Source organism: Afipia sp. MLSD5-FHT05B12 (assembly GCF_058793355.1).
The window spans coordinates 1-17201 of record NZ_JBXAFS010000021.1 but is presented as its reverse complement, the minus strand read 5'-3'; the positions used below and the strand labels follow the sequence as shown (position 1 = coordinate 17201).

14 protein-coding genes are annotated in these 17201 nt (G+C 60.2%); 9 read left to right on the top strand and 5 right to left on the bottom strand.

The genetic code is table 11. The features are described from left to right. Positions 1–66: 66 nt before the first annotated feature. Both AC1Q6J_RS20005 and parE read right to left on the bottom strand, forming a co-directional pair. Positions 67–1887, bottom strand: coding sequence for a DUF4153 domain-containing protein (locus AC1Q6J_RS20005; protein WP_492280936.1), 1821 nt, complete (start codon positions 1885–1887; stop codon positions 67–69). 23 nt (positions 1888–1910) lie between these two features. After that, positions 1911–3962, bottom strand: coding sequence for a DNA topoisomerase IV subunit B (gene parE, locus AC1Q6J_RS20000; protein ID WP_492280935.1), 2052 nt, complete (start codon positions 3960–3962; stop codon positions 1911–1913). Positions 3963–4132: 170 nt separating this feature from the next. Between parE and AC1Q6J_RS19995 the strand changes: the two genes are divergently transcribed. From AC1Q6J_RS19995 to argC, 3 genes are all read left to right on the top strand, one after another. Next, complete coding sequence (locus tag AC1Q6J_RS19995; protein ID WP_492280934.1) at positions 4133–4654, top strand: DedA family protein; 522 nt, start codon at positions 4133–4135, stop codon at positions 4652–4654. Positions 4655–4908: 254 nt separating this feature from the next. Next, positions 4909–5595 (top strand): FMN-binding negative transcriptional regulator, encoded by a 687-nt coding sequence (locus tag AC1Q6J_RS19990; RefSeq protein ID WP_492280933.1) that lies wholly within the window; start codon positions 4909–4911, stop codon positions 5593–5595. Continuing rightward, positions 5592–6650: an N-acetyl-gamma-glutamyl-phosphate reductase gene (argC, locus tag AC1Q6J_RS19985; RefSeq protein WP_492280932.1), complete on the top strand. Its 1059-nt coding sequence runs from the start codon at positions 5592–5594 to the stop codon at positions 6648–6650. Before AC1Q6J_RS19990 ends, argC begins: the two co-directional genes overlap by 4 nt. A 73-nt stretch (positions 6651–6723) precedes the next feature. Here the strand turns inward: argC and AC1Q6J_RS19980 are convergent, their stop codons facing one another. Both AC1Q6J_RS19980 and AC1Q6J_RS19975 read right to left on the bottom strand, forming a co-directional pair. Then, positions 6724–7122 (bottom strand): MAPEG family protein, encoded by a 399-nt coding sequence (locus AC1Q6J_RS19980; RefSeq protein ID WP_492280931.1) that lies wholly within the window; start codon positions 7120–7122, stop codon positions 6724–6726. Between the two features lie 318 nt (positions 7123–7440). Further along, a complete protein-coding gene (locus tag AC1Q6J_RS19975) occupies positions 7441–9258 on the bottom strand; it encodes a PHA/PHB synthase family protein (protein ID WP_492280930.1) in 1818 nt (605 codons plus the stop codon). A 788-nt stretch (positions 9259–10046) separates the two neighbouring features. Between AC1Q6J_RS19975 and AC1Q6J_RS19970 the strand changes: the two genes are divergently transcribed. The 6 genes from AC1Q6J_RS19970 to recJ all read left to right on the top strand — a co-directional run bounded on the left by AC1Q6J_RS19970 (position 10047) and on the right by recJ (position 16807). Next, on the top strand, positions 10047–11264 hold the full coding sequence (locus tag AC1Q6J_RS19970; protein ID WP_492280929.1) for an LL-diaminopimelate aminotransferase: 1218 nt from the start codon (positions 10047–10049) through the stop codon (positions 11262–11264). Between the two features lie 82 nt (positions 11265–11346). Beyond that, positions 11347–12669, top strand: coding sequence for a homoserine dehydrogenase (locus AC1Q6J_RS19965; protein ID WP_492280928.1), 1323 nt, complete (start codon positions 11347–11349; stop codon positions 12667–12669). A gap of 54 nt (positions 12670–12723) precedes the next feature. Continuing rightward, positions 12724–13725 (top strand): class II fructose-bisphosphatase, encoded by a 1002-nt coding sequence (gene glpX / locus AC1Q6J_RS19960; protein WP_492280927.1) that lies wholly within the window; start codon positions 12724–12726, stop codon positions 13723–13725. A gap of 13 nt (positions 13726–13738) precedes the next feature. Further along, positions 13739–14188, top strand: a complete 450-nt coding sequence (locus tag AC1Q6J_RS19955) for a GNAT family N-acetyltransferase (RefSeq protein ID WP_492280926.1) — start codon at positions 13739–13741, stop codon at positions 14186–14188. 9 nt (positions 14189–14197) lie between these two features. After that, a complete protein-coding gene (locus AC1Q6J_RS19950; protein ID WP_492280925.1) occupies positions 14198–14908 on the top strand; it encodes a haloacid dehalogenase type II in 711 nt (236 codons plus the stop codon). 57 nt (positions 14909–14965) lie between these two features. Continuing rightward, positions 14966–16807 (top strand): single-stranded-DNA-specific exonuclease RecJ, encoded by a 1842-nt coding sequence (gene recJ, locus AC1Q6J_RS19945; RefSeq protein ID WP_492280924.1) that lies wholly within the window; start codon positions 14966–14968, stop codon positions 16805–16807. On the opposite strand, the gene AC1Q6J_RS19940 is transcribed toward recJ, so the two are convergent. Next, on the bottom strand, positions 16804–17201 hold a 398-nt coding region (locus AC1Q6J_RS19940; protein ID WP_492280923.1), incomplete at its 5' end, for a hypothetical protein. The two genes, recJ and AC1Q6J_RS19940, sit on opposite strands and share 4 nt — an antisense overlap.

Sequence of the window (17201 nt, the reverse complement as noted above, 5' to 3'; positions counted from 1 at the left end):
TTGTGTGTTAGATTGAATGGAATTGAAGCTTGAATTGTTCTGTTTGTTCTGTCAGGCGCGCAAGAACTAGTTCACTTTGATTGTAACCGAATTGCTCAAGGTGCAATCGGCGAGAGGATTCAGATTCAGCCGGCGCCCGGCGACAATGACATCTTTCATGACGGGCTGGGCAGTTTCGAACTTTCCAGCGATCAAAGCCTCGCGCGTGCCGGGGCAAGCCGAATTCGCAAGGCTGCCCGCAAAGGACCACGCCCCGTTGGCCGATTTGAACACCGCGCTTATCCCGGAGGGGGCAGGCACGACAATAATCTCGGCGTTTCCGTCGCCATCGAGGTCGGCAAAAATCGCATCGCATTTCGCGTTCGCCCTGAGACATAGCGGCATCAGGTACGAACGCTGGTGTTTGTTCCAGTCCACCTCCAGGAAACCCTTCGGCAGGGATTGTCCGGATGGCTGCACGACCGTGATATTGCTGATGCGTTGCTCGGGAGTTAGCTGGGGCTGAGGCCGCCGCGCCTGAAACTCATTTTTCTCTTTCTGCATTTCGGCGGACTTCTGCGATGCGATCGGCAAGGCGGTCTTCTTTGTAAGCTCGTTCAAGGCATCCAGACCATAACGTCCAGAGTTGAACTTCAGGAACGCGTAGTCAAATTTGTCGGGAGAAATGATTCCAGCGTTTAGACGGCGAATTTGATCGGCGACGGCAAGGCGCGCTGGATCGGCGACAGGTGTAAATAGGGCGAGCAGGATGACTAGGACGACGAAGGCCGTAGCCACGTTCGTCGTTTCCAGTTGCGAAAACCGGGCTTGCCAGTTGATCGCAGCGATCGAGTATCCGATGGCATAGCACGCGGCGACCGTAGCGCAGGCCGTGGCGATGACACGGGACGGGGTCCAGCCGTGCTGCGCAACTCGCAAATATATTCCGTAGGCAGCGAGGGCGACGAGCGCTGTCATTACGGCTGAAGCCGCGATGATCGACAAGCGCAACAGACGCGAGAGGGGCTTTTCGCCGGAGGCCGCGCTGTGATCGATCCGCGTTCCGTCCTGATATGCTGAGTTGACCAGAAAGATCAGGCTTGCCGCAGCGATGAGGAGCATCGATGACGCCCGCCGTGTATTCCATAATGGTTCTAGCCCGGTGAACGGCAACGCTAATACAAACGCGACGGCAATCAGCGTCATCAGCGGCAGCAGCCACGAGAGCAGGTTGCAGCTCAGCAACCGGACGCCGCGTATGATGCCGACGCGGACATCGGTCATATGAAGGGCGTAGTTGAGCACCACGGTTGTGGCGGGAATCCAGAACCAGCTTTTCTGAATGATCTTGGAGGGCTGGTCGATCTTGATGAGTTTGAACAACTCAGCGCCGAGCCACAACAGGAGCCAGAACAAGGCGGCAAATAGCGCCGCCATGACGATCTGAAGTCCGTATTTCCAAGAGGTTTCGAAATAAGTCGGATAGCGCGCAAAGAACCGGCTATTGCTGGCGCCGGATATCAGAAGACTATGTCCGATAAACAATCCGAACGACAGCGAAAACCAAAGCTGCGGTGAAGGATATAGGCGCGGGACCGTTAACGCCGTAGGATTGCGAAAAATGTCGTAGAAGCCGAGACTCGCACACAGAAAGATTGCAAAAAAGATCCATGCGGCGAGGAGTAAGGGACGAAGGTGACCCCACGCGGTAACGGCAATCAACGGAACGAATATCGCGACAACGTAAAGAGCTGCAAACAGGGAGCCGTCGGTTGCTGGCCACGATTTCGACTGGCTTGCGTCAAACAGGAGATAAAGGGCGAGCCCCTGTGCAAAACCGATGATTGTCCGGATCGTCCCCGTTTGAGCAGAATCGGCTGAAGCCGCGTCTTCAACAACGATGGCCATGGTTTTCCTGTTGTGTGAATGGATTACACGTCCAGCATATCCTCGCTGGCGAACTCCGCCTTGTCGGAAATGAAGGCGAAGCGGGCTTCGGCCTTGGTGCCCATCAGACGTTCGACTGAATCTGCGGTGCCCTCGCGGTCATCCGGCAACAGCACCACGCGCAGCATGGTGCGCTTCGCCGGGTCCATCGTGGTTTCCTTCAATTGCGCAGGCATCATCTCGCCGAGGCCTTTGAAGCGGCCGATCTCGACCTTGGCGTTGGCGTGAAATTCCTTCTTGAGAAGCTCGTCGCGATGCTTCTCGTCGCGGGCGTAGAATGTCTTCGAGCCATGGGTGAGGCGATAGAGCGGCGGCACCGCGAGGTAGAGATGGCCTTCGTCGATCAGACGCGGCATCTGCCGGTAGAAGAACGTGATGAGCAGCGAGGCGATGTGCGCGCCGTCCACGTCCGCGTCGGTCATGATGATGATGCGTGAGTAACGCAAATCCTCTTCGCGATACTGCGCGCCGATGCCGGCTCCGATCGCCTGAATGAGATCGGCAAGCTGCGCGTTCGCGGTGAGCTTGTCCTTGGTCGCGGATGCGACGTTGAGGATTTTTCCGCGCAACGGCAGGATCGCCTGGGTTTTGCGATCGCGCGCCTGCTTGGCGCTGCCGCCTGCGGAGTCGCCTTCAACGATGAAGAGTTCGGAGCCTTCCGTCGCGTTGTTGGTGCAATCCGCCAGCTTGCCCGGCAACCGCAGTTTCTTCACGGCGGTCTTGCGCGAGGTTTCCTTCTCGGCGCGCCGGCGTAGCCGCTCGTCGGCGCGCTCCACCACGAATTCCAGCAGTTTGTTGGCTTGCAGCGGATTGCCCGTCAGCCAGTGATCGAACGGGTCCTTGATGGCCTGTTCGACAATCTTCTGCGCCTCGGCGGTCGCCAGCCGATCCTTGGTCTGGCCCTGAAATTCAGGCTCGCGGACGAACACCGACAGCATTGCAGCCGCACCGACCATCACGTCTTCGGATGTGATGGATGAGGCCTTTTTGCCCTGGCCGATACGATCGGCGTAGTCTTTCAAGCCGCGCAGCAGCGCGCTGCGGAAACCCGCTTCATGCGTGCCGCCGTCAGGCGTCGGAACGGTGTTGGTGTAGGACGACAGGAATCCGTCCGCGTCGGCAGTCCAGGCGACGGCCCACTCGCACGCGCCATGGGCGCCGTTGCGGCCGGACTTGCCGGAGAAAATGTCCGGATGCACCAGCGTGTCCGCATGGATCGCCGCGGCGAGATAGTCCTTCAGTCCGCCGGGGAAATGGAAGGTGTCTTCGGCAGGGACGTCATCGACGCCCTTGAGCAATTCCTTGTCGCAGCGCCAGCGGATTTCGACACCGCCGAACAGATACGCCTTCGAGCGCGCCATCTTGAACAGGCGCTGGGGCTTGAACACGGCTTTGGTGCCGAAGATATCGGTATCGGGTTTGAAGCGAATGCTCGTGCCGCGGCGGTTGTTGATCTTGCCGAGTTCTTCGAGCCTGCCCTTCGGCTTTCCGCGCTCGAACGTCATTCTGTAGAGCTTCTGGTTGCGCGCGACCTCGACGACGAGCTGCGAGGAGAGGGCGTTCACCACCGACACGCCGACGCCATGCAGGCCGCCGGAGGTTTCATAAACCTTGGAATCGAATTTGCCGCCGGCATGCAGCGTACACATGATGATTTCGAGAGCGGACTTCTTCGGAAATTTCGGATGCGGATCGACCGGAATACCGCGTCCGTTGTCGACAACGGTGAGATAGCCGTCGGCTCCGAGATGCACCTCGATAAAAGTCGCGTGACCGGCCAGCGCTTCGTCCATCGAGTTGTCGATGACTTCCGCGAACAGGTGATGTAGCGCCTTCTCGTCTGTGCCGCCGATATACATGCCGGGACGGCGGCGAACGGGCTCCAGCCCCTCGAGTACTTCGATGTCCCGTGCGGTATAGCCAGCCTCCGCACCTGAGGGCCTGGCGGTGGCTTTTGCAGCCGCCCGGGGCTTCCGATCCGACGAGGCGAACAGGTCGGCGTCTGTTTTTTCTTTCTTTTTCAAAGACTTCGGCATGATTTTTAAATCTTGATATATCGTGATCGAGGGACGAATCGCTGGCTGTTACTATGCCATGGTTAGGGCGGCAAATGTGACGCAGGCGGTTCCCAAACATGGCAGCTGCCGCCGTGGTATTCGGGATCAGGGGAAACCGGCAGATTCGATAAGCCGGATTGGGACATCGTATGACGTTTGAGGAAATGACGCGCGGACTCGCTGAATTTGTCCGCGACCATCAGATGTGGGCGATGCCCATTGTCTTCGGGTTGGCCTTTGCGGAATCGCTGGCCTTCCTCTCGTTGATCATTCCGGCATGGGGGGCACTGGTTTCCATCGGTGCGCTGATCGGCGTGAGTGGAATCAATTTTTGGCCGATCTGGATAGCTGCCGGATTGGGCGCCGCATTCGGCGACTGGTTGTCGTACTGGATTGGAGTCAAATTCCACGACCGCATCGCTCATATGTGGCCGATGTCCAGTTTTCCCGACATGCTGCCGCGCGCAGAACGGTTCATGAGGAAGTGGGGCGTACTCGGTATTTTCATCGGCCGCTTTTCGGGACCGTTGCGTGCAACCGTTCCCCTGGTCGCAGGCGTTGTCGAAATGGAATACTGGCATTTCCAGTTCGCGAATTTTACTTCGGCGTTCGTGTGGTCCGGCGTTCTGATGGCGCCCGGAATCATGGGCGTCAAAATGCTCATGGGATGACACCCCCTCAAACTATTTGTGATCGGGAATAATTATCATGGCTTGACGAAATTTGGGCGCGGACCTATATCCGCGCCCATGATTTTGAACGCAACCATCATCGCTGCCCGCCGCCGCCGCATCCCCGCGGTATGGGCGGTTGATCGCGTTTAAGATCACCATCTGTGCCGCCGGAGACAGTCCGCGGCACACTTTAACTCCCTCAAAAACGCGGTTTGATCTCAGGCGGCTCCTCGCAGAAGCAGGAGTTTGCAATGTACGTTCCGCCCGCCTTCCGAGTTGACCGCGCTGCTTGCCTCGCGTTCGCCGCCGCGCGCGGATTCGGGCTGGCCTGCGCCCATGATGGCCAAAAGCCGATCGCGTCGCCGGTGCCGTTCCACATTGAATATGGAAGCGACGGCACACCGCTGGTCTGCTTTCATCTCGCTCGCCACAATCCGCTGATTGGTCTCGCCGATGGCGTGACGCCATGGCTGTTCGCCGTGAGCGATGCGGATGCCTATGTCTCGCCCGATTGGTACGTCTCTCCCGATCAGGTGCCGACGTGGCTCTATCGGTCGGTTCATATGACGGGTGCCGTCCGAATTATGACAGGGCAGCAACTGCCGGATCACCTGAACCAGGCCAGCGCCCGGTTCGAAAGCGACCTTGCGCCGAAAAAGCCCTGGACGGTGGGCAAGATGTCGTCCGGCCGGCTTGAGGCGATGATGAAGGCAATCGTGGGACTGGTCATGATCGTTGAAGATGTCGAGGGTAGCTTCAAGTTGAACCAGCACAAATCGGACGCGGACCATGTTGCGGTCACCCGCGCTTTGGCCTTACAGACATCCGCAGGCGCGGGCATCCTGTCGGCTGCGATGCGCGCCATGCGCCCGCAGGCATTTGCCGCCGTTGAAGACAATGAAGTGTTGAGTACTGCGCACGAAGGGATCGCGCCATGAGCACGAAGAAGAAAATCGGCATCCTTGGCGCCTCCGGTTACACCGGGGCAGAACTCCTGCGGCTGCTGCTGCGCCATCCCCGGGTGGAGATTGCCCTGCTGACCGCCGACAGGCGCGCCGGGCAGATGATGGGCGACGTGTTCCCGCAATTTGCGCCCTATGATCTCCCGCGGCTGGTGACAATCGATGAGGTCGATTGGGCCAACGCCGGGCTCGATCTGGTGTTCTGCGCGTTGCCGCACGCCACCACTCAGAAGGTGCTGAAGGACGTCTTTGCGAAAGCGCCGGACATCAAGATCGTTGATCTGTCGGCGGACTTTCGGCTGGAAGACCCGGCGGCCTATGCCAAGTGGTATGGGCACGATCATCATGCGCTCGAACTTCAGAAGGAAGCCGTCTACGGGCTGGTGGAAGTCTATCGGCGCGACATCAAGAAGGCGCGGCTGGTCGCCAATCCGGGTTGCTACACCACCTGCGCGCAGTTGCCGTTGATCCCGCTGCTGAAAGCCAAGGCGATCGAGCCGGACGAAATCGTCATCGATGCCAAATCGGGAATGACCGGTGCGGGGCGTTCGGCGAAGGAGGAGATGCTGTTCTCGGAAGTCTCCGAAGGCTTCAACGCTTACGGCGTCGGCCAGCATCGGCACATGGCTGAACTCGATCAGGAGTTTTCAAAGGCTGCTGGCAAGGAGGTCGTCGTATCGTTTACGCCGCACCTCCTGCCGATGAACCGCGGCATCTTCTCGACCATCTATGTGCGGGGCCGGCGAGGCAAGATCGCGCAGGATCTTCACGAGATTCTGGTGAACCAGTATGAGAAGGAGCCGTTCGTGCATGTCCTGCCGTTCGGCAAGACACCGCATTCGCGACATGTGCGCGGCTCTAACATGACCTTCATCGGCGTGGCGGCTGACCGTATCGCCGGACGGGCGATCATTATCTCGACCCTCGACAATCTCACCAAGGGTGCGTCGGGTCAGGCGGTGCAGAACATGAATCTGGTGCTCGGCCTTCCTGAGACCATGGGCATCGATCAGCCGCCGATGTTTCCGTAAGCCGCGCAGCGGATGGCAATAAAAAAGGGACGGCGATGAGCCGTCCCTTTTGTTTGATCCTTGGTGTGCTTGATCAGAGAATCTTGAAGATTGCCAGCGCCAGAACCGCCTGCGCAAAAAAGCCAATCAGGAATGTCAGCGTGCGGAGAACAGGCACACCGAGTGTGTAGACGATGAGATGGGCAACGCGCGACCAGAAATACACCGAGCACGCGAGGACGGTCCATTTGCTCGAATAGTCGACAGCATTGAGGATCAGAACCAGCGGGGCGAAGACCACCAGGTTCTCGACAGCGTTGTCATGAGCGAACAGCAGACGATTGGCCCACTCCGCCAGCGGCTTGTCGTTGCGCGACGGATTGGCCATCGCGCCGCCAAGACCCCGAACCTGGCAGCGGTTGAGAAGGTAGGGCACCCAGATCAGGCCAGTGAAAATAACGGTCAGCGTCAGCCAGAACAATTCACGTGTCATCGACGGTCTTCCTTCCAATCTTGCTCGTGTGGTGGTTCGCAAGTCCGCATTGTTTCTCCAGCGCGTTCATTTGCGGACTTGCGAACCAAAACCACACTAGAATTATAATTTGCTAGTGTCCTTTTGAATCCGAAGTTCGCTATCGAAATTGCAGCACAACGGGGGCGAACTTCGGATTCAGGACACTAGGCCTGCCCGGAGGCGGGTGGAATTGCCTTCACCGTCCCGTCATGTAACGGGGCGAGTCGACGAAGCAAATAACGTGTGAAGTCATAGACGATTGGCGATGCGAGGCCAACGTCGCGGCAGGCGTTATTCTCAGGCGCGGACCCGGACATAGCTTCCCGGTGCGTCTTCAATGGCCGCCAGAGGCCCATTGCCAGGAACGCGGGCGGGCACCTGCTCGGCGTCGATCGACTCAAGCCACGACCGCCAATCCGGCCACCATGACCCCTTGTGTTCCTGTGCGTCCTTGACCCAGTCGGCGAGGGTGATGTCACCGATGCGATCGTTGGTCCAGTACTGGTATTTGCCCAGTTCCGGCGGATTGACGACACCGGCGATATGGCCGGAGCCGGCGAGCACATATTTGACCGGGCCACCGAAGAACTGTGAACCGTAGAGCACGGATTCGGCTGGCGCGATGTGGTCCTCTTTGGTGGCGAGATTGTAAACCGGCACTTTCACCTTGGAGAGATCGAGCTGCGCGTTGTCGATGGTCATGGAGCCGGCCGACAAGCGGTTTTCGAGATAGCAGTTACGAAGGTAGAACGAGTGGTTGGCCGCCGGCATGCGGGTCGCATCCGAATTCCAGTGCAGCAGGTCGAACGCCGCCGGCTCTTTGCCTTTCAGATAATTGCTGACCACATATGACCAGATCAGATCGTTCGAACGGAGCATGTTGAAGGCCATCGCCATCTTGCTGCCTTCGAGTACGCCGGCCTGTTTCATGTCGCGTTCGAGATTTGAAACCTGGCTCTCGTCAACGAACACCAGAAGATCGCCTGCATGGGTGAAGTCGACCTGCGCTGCCAGGAAGGTCGCCGAGGTCACGCGCACCTGACGCTTTTCGGCAAGCCATGCGAGCGTTGTCGCGAGCAGGGTGCCGCCGACGCAGTAGCCCATGGTGTGGACGCGCATCTCGCCGGTGGCTTTCTCGATGACGTCCATCGCCGTCAGCGGGCCTTCGCGCATATAGTCCTCGAAGGTCTTGCCGCCGAGCTTCTTGTCGGGGTTGACCCATGAGATCAGGAACACCGTGATTCCCTGATTGACGCACCACTGCACGAACGATTTCTGCCGGTTGAGATCGAGAATGTAGAACTTGTTGATCCAGGGCGGCACGATGAGCAGCGGCGTGCGGAGAACAGTTTCGGTCGTCGGCGTGTACTGGATGAGCTGCATCACCTCATTCTGATAGATCACCTTGCCGGGCGTCAGCGCGAGATCCTTGCCGATTTCCAGATTGGCCGCGGACTGGCGGATTTTGAGTGTGCCGTGTCCGGCTTCGATATCCTCCGCAAGCATCGTCATGCCGCGAACGAGGTTGTCCGCGTTGCTTGCGAGCGTCTGACGCAACACCTCCGGATTCGTCAGCACGAAGTTGGAGGGCGAAATCGCGTTCGTGACCTGTTGAACGTAGAACTCCGCTTTCTTGCGGGTATGCGCATCGAGGCCGTCGGCATTCTTGACGAGATCGTTCGCGCATTGCGTCGTGAGCAGATAGGCCTGCATCAGAAAATCAAAGAACTGATTGGTCTTCCACTCGGCATCCTGAAAGCGCTTGTCACGTGGCGAGGGTTCAGCCACAGGTGCTGCCGTTTCGCCCGACAGACGGCGTGCAGCGCTGGTCAGCAAATCCAGATAAGCCTTGCCGAACTTCATCTGCACGTTGGCGGCGCGGTCCTTGTCGGAAAGCCAGTACTCCGCCACGGACGTGAACGTCTTCACCACTTCATTCAGCTCGCCCGGCGGACGGTCCTTGGCCTCGCCGTTTTCGCGCGGCTTCAGATAGGCGGAGAGGGCACGGCCGCTTGATTCAAGAGCACGCGCGAGATTTGCCGAGAAGACTTCCGGATCGAAGCTTTTCGTGGCGCCGGAGTCCCCGGACTTGGTGCTTAGCAAAGTGTCACTCATCGCTTACTTCTGAACTTTCGTTTCAAACCGCGAACCTTGCGAGTTCGCATGATCATCATGGCATAGTTCGGATAGGCCTGCTGATTTGCATGTGCTGCGCTGCGGCATGATTAATACTTCGGTCATATTAGGGCCTCATGAACACGATCTGCTCCGTGGCAACATTCTTCGGGGATTAAAGCTTTCCGCCGATGTTGAGCTCAGATCGTCTGCTCATTCACCGAGCAGGAATCGTGCCGATTGAAATCAGGGGACGTGACAATTTCTGTGCGACGCCACATGCAACCGGTTCGGCGGTCGCCGGCTTTGGCCGGCTTGCTGTTGCTTGGCATTGCGCTGGGCGGTTGCGCATCCACGATCGCCGACGCCCCCCTGGTCGGATTACCGGCCAACACACCGCCACGGCCCGCAGTCCCGGCCGAATATCTGCCAGTGCATGATATACCGGCTCCCCGGCAGGAAACGGTGCTGGATCAGGCTCAACGGGACAAATTGGAGAAGGATTTGCTGGCGGCCCGCGACAGACAGGCATCCGGCGCCCAGGCCGCTCAGCGCCGCAGCAACTAAGATTTGCGCTTCGCCGCAACCCCCGGTTGGTGCTAAAAAGACCACGATTTAATCGCAAAAATGCAAATTCTGACGCGGGGTCCCCCCGCATTGCGATCGAATCCGCTTAATATGCTGAAATTCCGCGTCTTCTAACCGCCGTACCGAATTCCACTTCGGTGCAAAACACGTTACTGATCTCGTCGTTATTGCCGGTTTTACCGGCTCCCGGAGCCCGACCCATGGAAGAATTTTACCGTATCCGCCGTCTGCCGCCTTACGTGTTCGAGCAAGTTAACCGGGCCAAGGCGGCCGCGCGGAACGCCGGGGCCGACATCATCGATATGGGCATGGGCAATCCGGACCTGCCGACGCCGCCGCATGTCATCGAAAAGCTCAAGGAAACCTTGGGCAAGCCGCGGACCGACCGGTATTCGGCATCGAAGGGCATCGTGGGCCTGCGCCGTGCGCAGGCTGCCTATTACGAGCGCCGCTTTGGCGTGAAACTTAATCCGGAAACCCAGGTCGTTGCGACACTCGGTTCAAAGGAAGGTTTCGCCAACGTCGCGCAGGCGATCACGTCACCCGGCGACGTCGTGCTGGTGCCCAACCCGAGTTACCCGATCCATGCCTTCGGCTTCCTGATGGCGGGCGGTGTGGTTCGATCTGTTCCCGCCGAGCCGACGCCAGAATTGTTCAGCGCGCTCGAGAAAGCGATCATCCACTCCATCCCCAAGCCGATCGCGATGATCGCTTGTTACCCGTCAAACCCGACGGCCTATGTCGCGTCGCTCGATTTCTACAAGGATCTCGTCGCGTTCGCGAAGAAGCACGAGATCTTCATTCTGTCCGATCTGGCCTATGCGGAACTGTATTTCGAAGGCGTGCCGCCGCCGTCCGTCTTGCAGGTGCCGGGCGCGATCGATGTCACCGTCGAATTCACCTCGATGTCGAAGACGTTCTCGATGGCCGGCTGGCGCATGGGCTTTGCCGTCGGCAATGAGCGGATCATCGCAGCGTTGACCCGCGTCAAGTCGTATCTCGATTACGGTGCGTTTACACCGGTCCAGGTCGCAGCGACCGCAGCGCTGAACGGTCCGCAGGATTGCATCAAGGAAATGCGCGACACCTACCGCAAGCGCCGTGACGTACTGGTGGAAACCTTTGGCCGAGCTGGCTGGGATATTCCGCCGCCGGCCGCATCGATGTTTGCCTGGGCGCCGTTGCCGGAGAAGTTCCGCGAGGTCGGCAGCATGCAATTCGCCACGCTGATGGTGGAAAAATCCGGCGTGGTCGTGTCGCCGGGGGTCGCCTTCGGCGAGCATGGCGAGGGCTACGTCCGCATCGCGATGGTGGAAAACGAGCAGCGCATTCGTCAGGCAGCCCGCAATATCCGGCGCTTCCTTGAAACTGGCGTTGAATCGTTGCACAACGTGGTTCCGCTCGCCAATCGGCGATAGGCATGATCCCGAAAAGTGGTCCCCGGTTTTCGGAACAGATCATGCCTAATTAACAAGAGTTTTCCGGCAGGTTTTCAGCAAGATGGTCGCGCCACTCAAGGTGGGTATTGCGGGCCTCGGCACCGTGGGTGCCGAGGTAGTCCGCCTGATCGAAAGTCAGGGCAGGGCCTTGTCGGCGCGGTGTGGCCGTGGCGTCCGGGTTGTCGCGGTATCGGCACGTTCAAAGGTCAAGAAACGCGGTCTCGATCTGCGCGGGATCGAGTGGGCCAAGAGCCCGTTGGCGCTGGCCAACGATCCGAAGATCGACTGCTTCGTCGAACTGATGGGCGGGTCCGGCGAGCCGGCCCTGTCCGCGATCGAAGCCGCGCTCCGCAACGGAAAATCGGTCGTCACGGCGAACAAGGCGCTGATCGCCAAGCATGGTTCGCGCCTTGCTGCGCTGGCCGAAAAACACGGCGGCGCGTTGAACTACGAAGCCGCGGTAGGTGCGGCCATTCCCGTCATCAAGACGTTGCGCGAAGGGCTTGCCGGCACGGACATCAATCGTGTCTACGGCATTCTCAATGGCACCTGCAATTACATCCTGACACGGATGGAGCGTGAAGGGTTGTCATTCGCGGAATGCCTCAAGGATGCGCAGCGGCTCGGATATGCCGAGGCCAATCCATCGTTCGACGTCGATGGACACGACACCGCACAGAAGCTTGCCATTCTCGCGAGCCTCGCATTCGGCACCAAGGTCAATCAGAGCGCGGTCTACGTTGAAGGTATTTCATCCATCGCGCCGGAAGATCTGCGCGCGGCTGAAGAACTTGGCTATCGGGTAAAATTGCTTGGCGTTGCGGTGCGCACCGAATCCGGCATCGAGCAGCGTGTGCATCCGACCATGGTGCCGAAGTCATCCTCGATTGCGCAGGTCATGGACGTTACGAATGCCGTGACCATCGACGGCGAGGGCATTCCGCCGATCACGCTGGTGGGCCCTGGCGCCGGCGGCGCTGCGACCGCATCCGCGGTGCTGGCCGATATTGCGGACGTGGCGCGCGGCATTCGCGCCGCACCTTTCGGACGGCCGATTGCGAAACTCAAGATCTCGACCAAGGCGCCGATGAAGCGTCACGAGGGCGGTTATTACATTCGCCTGATGGCGCGCGATCTTGCCGGAACCGCGGCGACCATCGCGACGCGCCTTGCCGAGCAGAAAATTTCCATTGAATCGATCGTGCAGCGTCATCCTGATGGCGCAGTCGAACTGATAAGTACCCGCGGCAAACCATCGCCGGTGCCGGTCATTCTCATCACATACGCAACCACCGAGGATGCGGTGCGCCGCGCCTTGCATGCCGTCCAGCAAGATCGGGTGATAACCGGCCGTCCGCAGGTCATCCGCATCGAAAAGAACTGATAGGGTCCGGTCAGCCGGGTCCATCGCCACGTCTGTCGTTTTGGGAGTTAGCCTATGTCCGTTACGATTTCCGTTCCGCCGCAGCTTCTGCTGGAACGCATTCTCACACTCGAAATCGTGCGCGTGACCGAGCGTGCCGCGGTGTCTGCTGCTCGTCTCCGGGGCCATGGCAACGAAAAAGCCGCGGATCAGGCCGCGGTGGACGCGATGCGGCGCGAACTCAACAAGATTCCAATTCAGGGCACCGTCGTGATCGGCGAGGGCGAGCGCGACGAAGCGCCGATGCTCTTCATCGGCGAAAAGGTCGGTGCTGAGGGCGGCGGCCCCGAAGTGGACATCGCGGTCGATCCGCTTGAAGGCACCACGCTGTGCGCCAAGAACATGCCGGGCGCAATTGCGACCATGGCAATGGCGGAAGGCGGCACGCTGCTGAACGCGCCGGACGTCTACATGCAGAAAATCGCGGTCGGGCCCGGCTATCCAAAGCAGGTGGTGGACCTCGACGCCCCGCCGGCCGAAAACATCCGCCGTCTCGCCCGCGCCAAGGACGTGCATCCGTCGGCGATCACCGCTCTGGTGCTGGACCGTCCGCGCCACGCCGAGATCATCAACGCGATCCGCTCGACCGGCGCGGCTGTGCGCCTGATCACCGACGGTGACGTTGCCGGCGTGATCCACACTGCCGATCCGGACAACACCGGCGTCGATATCTACATGGGCACCGGCGGCGCGCCGGAAGGCGTTCTGGCTGCTGCGGCGCTGCGCTGTATCGGCGGCCAGATGCAATGCCGTCTCATTCTCGATACCGACGAGAAACGCGAGCGCGCGGCGAAGATGGGCGTCAGGGATTTCTCGATGATTTACGGCATCGAGGACATGGCGCGCGGCGATTGCCTGTTCGCGGCGACCGGCGTGACCGACGGCTCGCTGCTGTCGGGTGTCAAGTTCCGCAAGAACGTGATCGAGACCGAGACCGTCGTGATGCGCTCTGTGACCGGCACGGTTCGCATCATCAAGGGCGAACATCGCCAGTTCGAGAAATTCCACCTCGATTGAGCAGGGCATACCCATGACCGATCGCGTTGTCATCCGGCCCCTTCGCGTGGATGAGCGCGAGGCGTGGGAGCCGTTGTGGGCCGGCTATCTCAAGTTCTACAAGGCGACCGTCCCCGCCGAGACAACGGCGGTGACGTGGCAGCGGTTTCACGATGACGCAGAGCCGATGTACGTGCTTGGCGCGTTTGTCGATGACAAGCTGACCGGCATTGTCCATTTCCTCTACCACCGCTCGTGCTGGACGGTTGGCGACTATTGCTATCTGCAAGACCTGTTCGTGAACGAAGGCGCGCGGGGCCATGGCGTTGGCCGCAAGCTGATCGAAGCTGTCTACGAAAAGGCGAAGGCGGCCGGCGCGAGCAGGGTGCATTGGCTGACGCAGTTCGAGAACGCGCGCGCACAGATCCTGTACGATGAAGTCGCCGAGCGGTCGGGCTTCATGCAGTACCGGAAGATTTTCTGAGGTTATTCGATGTCTGAGATCAAGGCGCTGCTGTTCGATGTTTTTGGCACCGTGGTCGACTGGCGGACCAGCCTGATCGATAATTTCACCGCATGGGGCAAGGCGAAGGGCCTCAAGGGCGACTGGACCGCGCTGGTCGACGGCTGGCGCGCCGCGTACATGCCCTCAATGGATGAGGTCCGCAAACATCCCGAACGCGGCTTCGTGATCCTCGACGACTTGCAGCGGCAGTCGATCGAACCGCTGGCCGCCAAGCTTGGGATCACAGGGTTGACCTCGGCGGATTTCGATTATCTGACGCGCGGCTGGCACAGCCTCAATCCATGGCCGGACAGCGTTGGCGGCCTGACGCGGCTGAAAAGGAAATTCATTATCGGGCCGTTGTCCAACGGCAATGTCGCGCTTCTGACCAACATGGCGAAGCACGCTGGCCTGCCGTGGGATCTGGTGCTGAGTGCGGAGGTCTTCGGCCACTACAAGCCCGATCGAGAGGCTTACCTGGGCGCCGCGAAAATACTCGGCCTCGCGCCGGAACAAGTGATGCTTGTTGCCGCTCATAACAACGATCTCGAAGCAGCTCAGTCATTCGGTTTGAAGACGGCTTTCGTGCCGCGCGTGACCGAATATGGTCCATTGCAGAACCGGGATTTCAAGGCCGACGGGAACTGGGATTACGTCGTAAAGGATTTCAACGATCTGGCCGACAAGCTCGGCTGCTAGGCACTTCGCGGCGAATCATTGAACGCTGCGGCTTCGTGCTTACCTGCGGAAAGCATCATGACGCTCCCTGCATCCGCATTGCCTGTTGAGACGATCCCCGCCTTCCTCGGCGTGAACCGGTCTGCGACCGGCCGCGTCTGGCGCGACCGGCTCGATCCGCGCGGCGCGGCGAAGGCGCTCGCCATCGCGCAGCGCTATCAGGTGCCGGAAATGCTGGCGCGGATCATCGCGGGCCGCGGCATCGATATCGATGCCGTCGACGATTTTCTCAATCCGACCATCCGCAAGCTGCTGCCCGATCCCTTGACCGTGACGGAGATGGAGGCTGCGGCCAAGCGCATCGCTGACGCGGCCACGCGCGGCGAGAAGGTGGCGATCTTCGGCGACTACGACGTCGACGGCGCGACCTCCGCGGCGCTGCTGACCTGGCATCTGCGCCATTGCGGACTCGATCCGCTGATCCATATCCCCGACCGCATTTTCGAGGGTTACGGCCCCAATGTGGATGCCGTGCGCGGTCTCGCGGGCAGGGGAGCGACTCTGCTGGTCACTGTCGATTGCGGCACCACCAGTATTGAACCGCTGGCGGAAGCCAAGCGCCTCGGCATGGATGTGGTGGTGATCGATCATCATCAGTGCGGCGACGAGCTTCCGGTCGTCGATGCGCTGGTCAACCCGAACCGTCCTGACGATCTGTCGGGTCTTGGACATCTCGCCGCCGTCGGCCTCGTGTTCGTCACGCTGGTTGCGGTGAACCGCGAACTGCGTGCCCGCAACTTCTGGAGCGATGTCCGGCCCGAGCCCAATTTGCTGGACGCGCTCCACCATGTCGCGCTTGGCACCGTCGCCGACGTCGCGGCGCTGACCGGCCTCAACCGCGCTTTCGTCGCCAAGGGGCTGATCGCTCTGCGCCGCCGCGATCATGTCGGCCACACCGCGCTGATGGATGTGGCTCGCCTGAGCGGCCCGCCGGAAGCCTGGCATCTTGGCTTCATGCTGGGGCCGCGCATCAATGCCGGCGGCCGTATCGGGCAGGCCGACCTTGGCGTGAAGCTGCTTCTGGAAGGCGATATCTCGGAAGCCGCGCGGATCGCCGCCGAACTCGATCGCCTCAACACCGAACGCCGCGTCATCGAGCAAATGGCCGAGGCGCAGGCCGAGGCGGAAGCGCTCGCGTCGCTTGGCCTCGACGACAAAGGCTCGGTGATCGTCACGGCGTCAGAGGGCTGGCATCCGGGCGTGGTGGGTCTGGTCGCATCGCGCCTGAAGGAAAAATTCTCGCGGCCAGCCTTTGCTATTGCACTGGAGCCGGGTGGCATCGGCACCGGATCGGGCCGTTCCATTCCGGGCGTCGATCTCGGCAAGGTGGTGCGCGAGGCGGTGCATGAGGGGATCCTTCTGAAAGGCGGCGGCCACGCCATGGCGGCCGGCGTGACGCTGAAGAAGGAGCGGCTGGCGGAATTCCGCGCCTTCGTTGAATCCGCGCTGGCGGCGACCGTAGCGGATGCGCGGCATGCGAACGAGTTGTTCATTGATGGCGCGGTCAGCGCGCGCGCGGTGACGACGGATTTTGTCGCGACCATGAACCGCGCCGGTCCTTTCGGTGCGGGCAATCCCGAGCCGTTGATTGCGCTGCCGTCGCATCAACTGGTTTTCGCCGATGAGGTCGGGCAGGCGCATCTGCGTCTGCGGTTCAAGTCGGGCGACGGCGCGTTCGTCAACGGCATCGCGTTTCGCTCCATTGGCCAGAAGCTCGGCAATGCGCTGATCGAAAATCGCGGTCAGATGCTGCATGTTGCGGGATCGCTCACAGTCGATCGCTGGCAGGGCTCCGAGCGCGTGCAAATGCGCGTGACGGATGTCGCAGTGCCTGATCCGGGACCGAATTTTATTCGTTAGACTGTCATTCCGGGTGCGCATTGTCGCACAATCTCTCTCTGCGTCGTTCCCGCCAACGGGTCCGGCTTCGCGACTTCTCGCTGGGTCGTCCCCGCGAAAGCGGGGACGACATCGAGTGTGTGGCGACGTCTCTCGTAACTATAGATCGTCATGGCCGGGCGCCTGTCCGCGGCTTGATCGGGGATGACCCGGCCATCCATCTTTCTGATCGACGTTTTTACGAAGACGTGGATCACCGGGTCATGGGCGTTCTTTAGAACGCCGTTCTTCGAACGGCTATGCCCGGTGATGACGATCGTGGGTGTTGTGCTCGCGTGCGGGTCCGGCTTCGCGATTTTTTTCGATGTCGTCCCCGCGCAAGCGGTTCTTATCCCTCCCCCTTGTGGGGAGGGTG

Bases quoted from the DNA above. Each gene is read 5' to 3' on its own strand.
- AC1Q6J_RS20005 (WP_492280936.1), bottom strand. From the start codon at position 1,887: ATGGCCATCGTTGTTGAAGACGCGGCTTCAGCCGATTCTGCTCAAACG.
- parE (WP_492280935.1), bottom strand. From the start codon at position 3,962: ATGCCGAAGTCTTTGAAAAAGAAAGAAAAAACAGACGCCGACCTGTTC.
- AC1Q6J_RS19995 (WP_492280934.1), top strand. From the start codon at position 4,133: ATGACGTTTGAGGAAATGACGCGCGGACTCGCTGAATTTGTCCGCGAC.
- AC1Q6J_RS19990 (WP_492280933.1), top strand. From the start codon at position 4,909: ATGTACGTTCCGCCCGCCTTCCGAGTTGACCGCGCTGCTTGCCTCGCG.
- argC (WP_492280932.1), top strand. From the start codon at position 5,592: ATGAGCACGAAGAAGAAAATCGGCATCCTTGGCGCCTCCGGTTACACC.
- AC1Q6J_RS19980 (WP_492280931.1), bottom strand. From the start codon at position 7,122: ATGACACGTGAATTGTTCTGGCTGACGCTGACCGTTATTTTCACTGGC.
- AC1Q6J_RS19975 (WP_492280930.1), bottom strand. From the start codon at position 9,258: ATGAGTGACACTTTGCTAAGCACCAAGTCCGGGGACTCCGGCGCCACG.
- AC1Q6J_RS19970 (WP_492280929.1), top strand. From the start codon at position 10,047: ATGGAAGAATTTTACCGTATCCGCCGTCTGCCGCCTTACGTGTTCGAG.
- AC1Q6J_RS19965 (WP_492280928.1), top strand. From the start codon at position 11,347: ATGGTCGCGCCACTCAAGGTGGGTATTGCGGGCCTCGGCACCGTGGGT.
- glpX (WP_492280927.1), top strand. From the start codon at position 12,724: ATGTCCGTTACGATTTCCGTTCCGCCGCAGCTTCTGCTGGAACGCATT.
- AC1Q6J_RS19955 (WP_492280926.1), top strand. From the start codon at position 13,739: ATGACCGATCGCGTTGTCATCCGGCCCCTTCGCGTGGATGAGCGCGAG.
- AC1Q6J_RS19950 (WP_492280925.1), top strand. From the start codon at position 14,198: ATGTCTGAGATCAAGGCGCTGCTGTTCGATGTTTTTGGCACCGTGGTC.
- recJ (WP_492280924.1), top strand. From the start codon at position 14,966: ATGACGCTCCCTGCATCCGCATTGCCTGTTGAGACGATCCCCGCCTTC.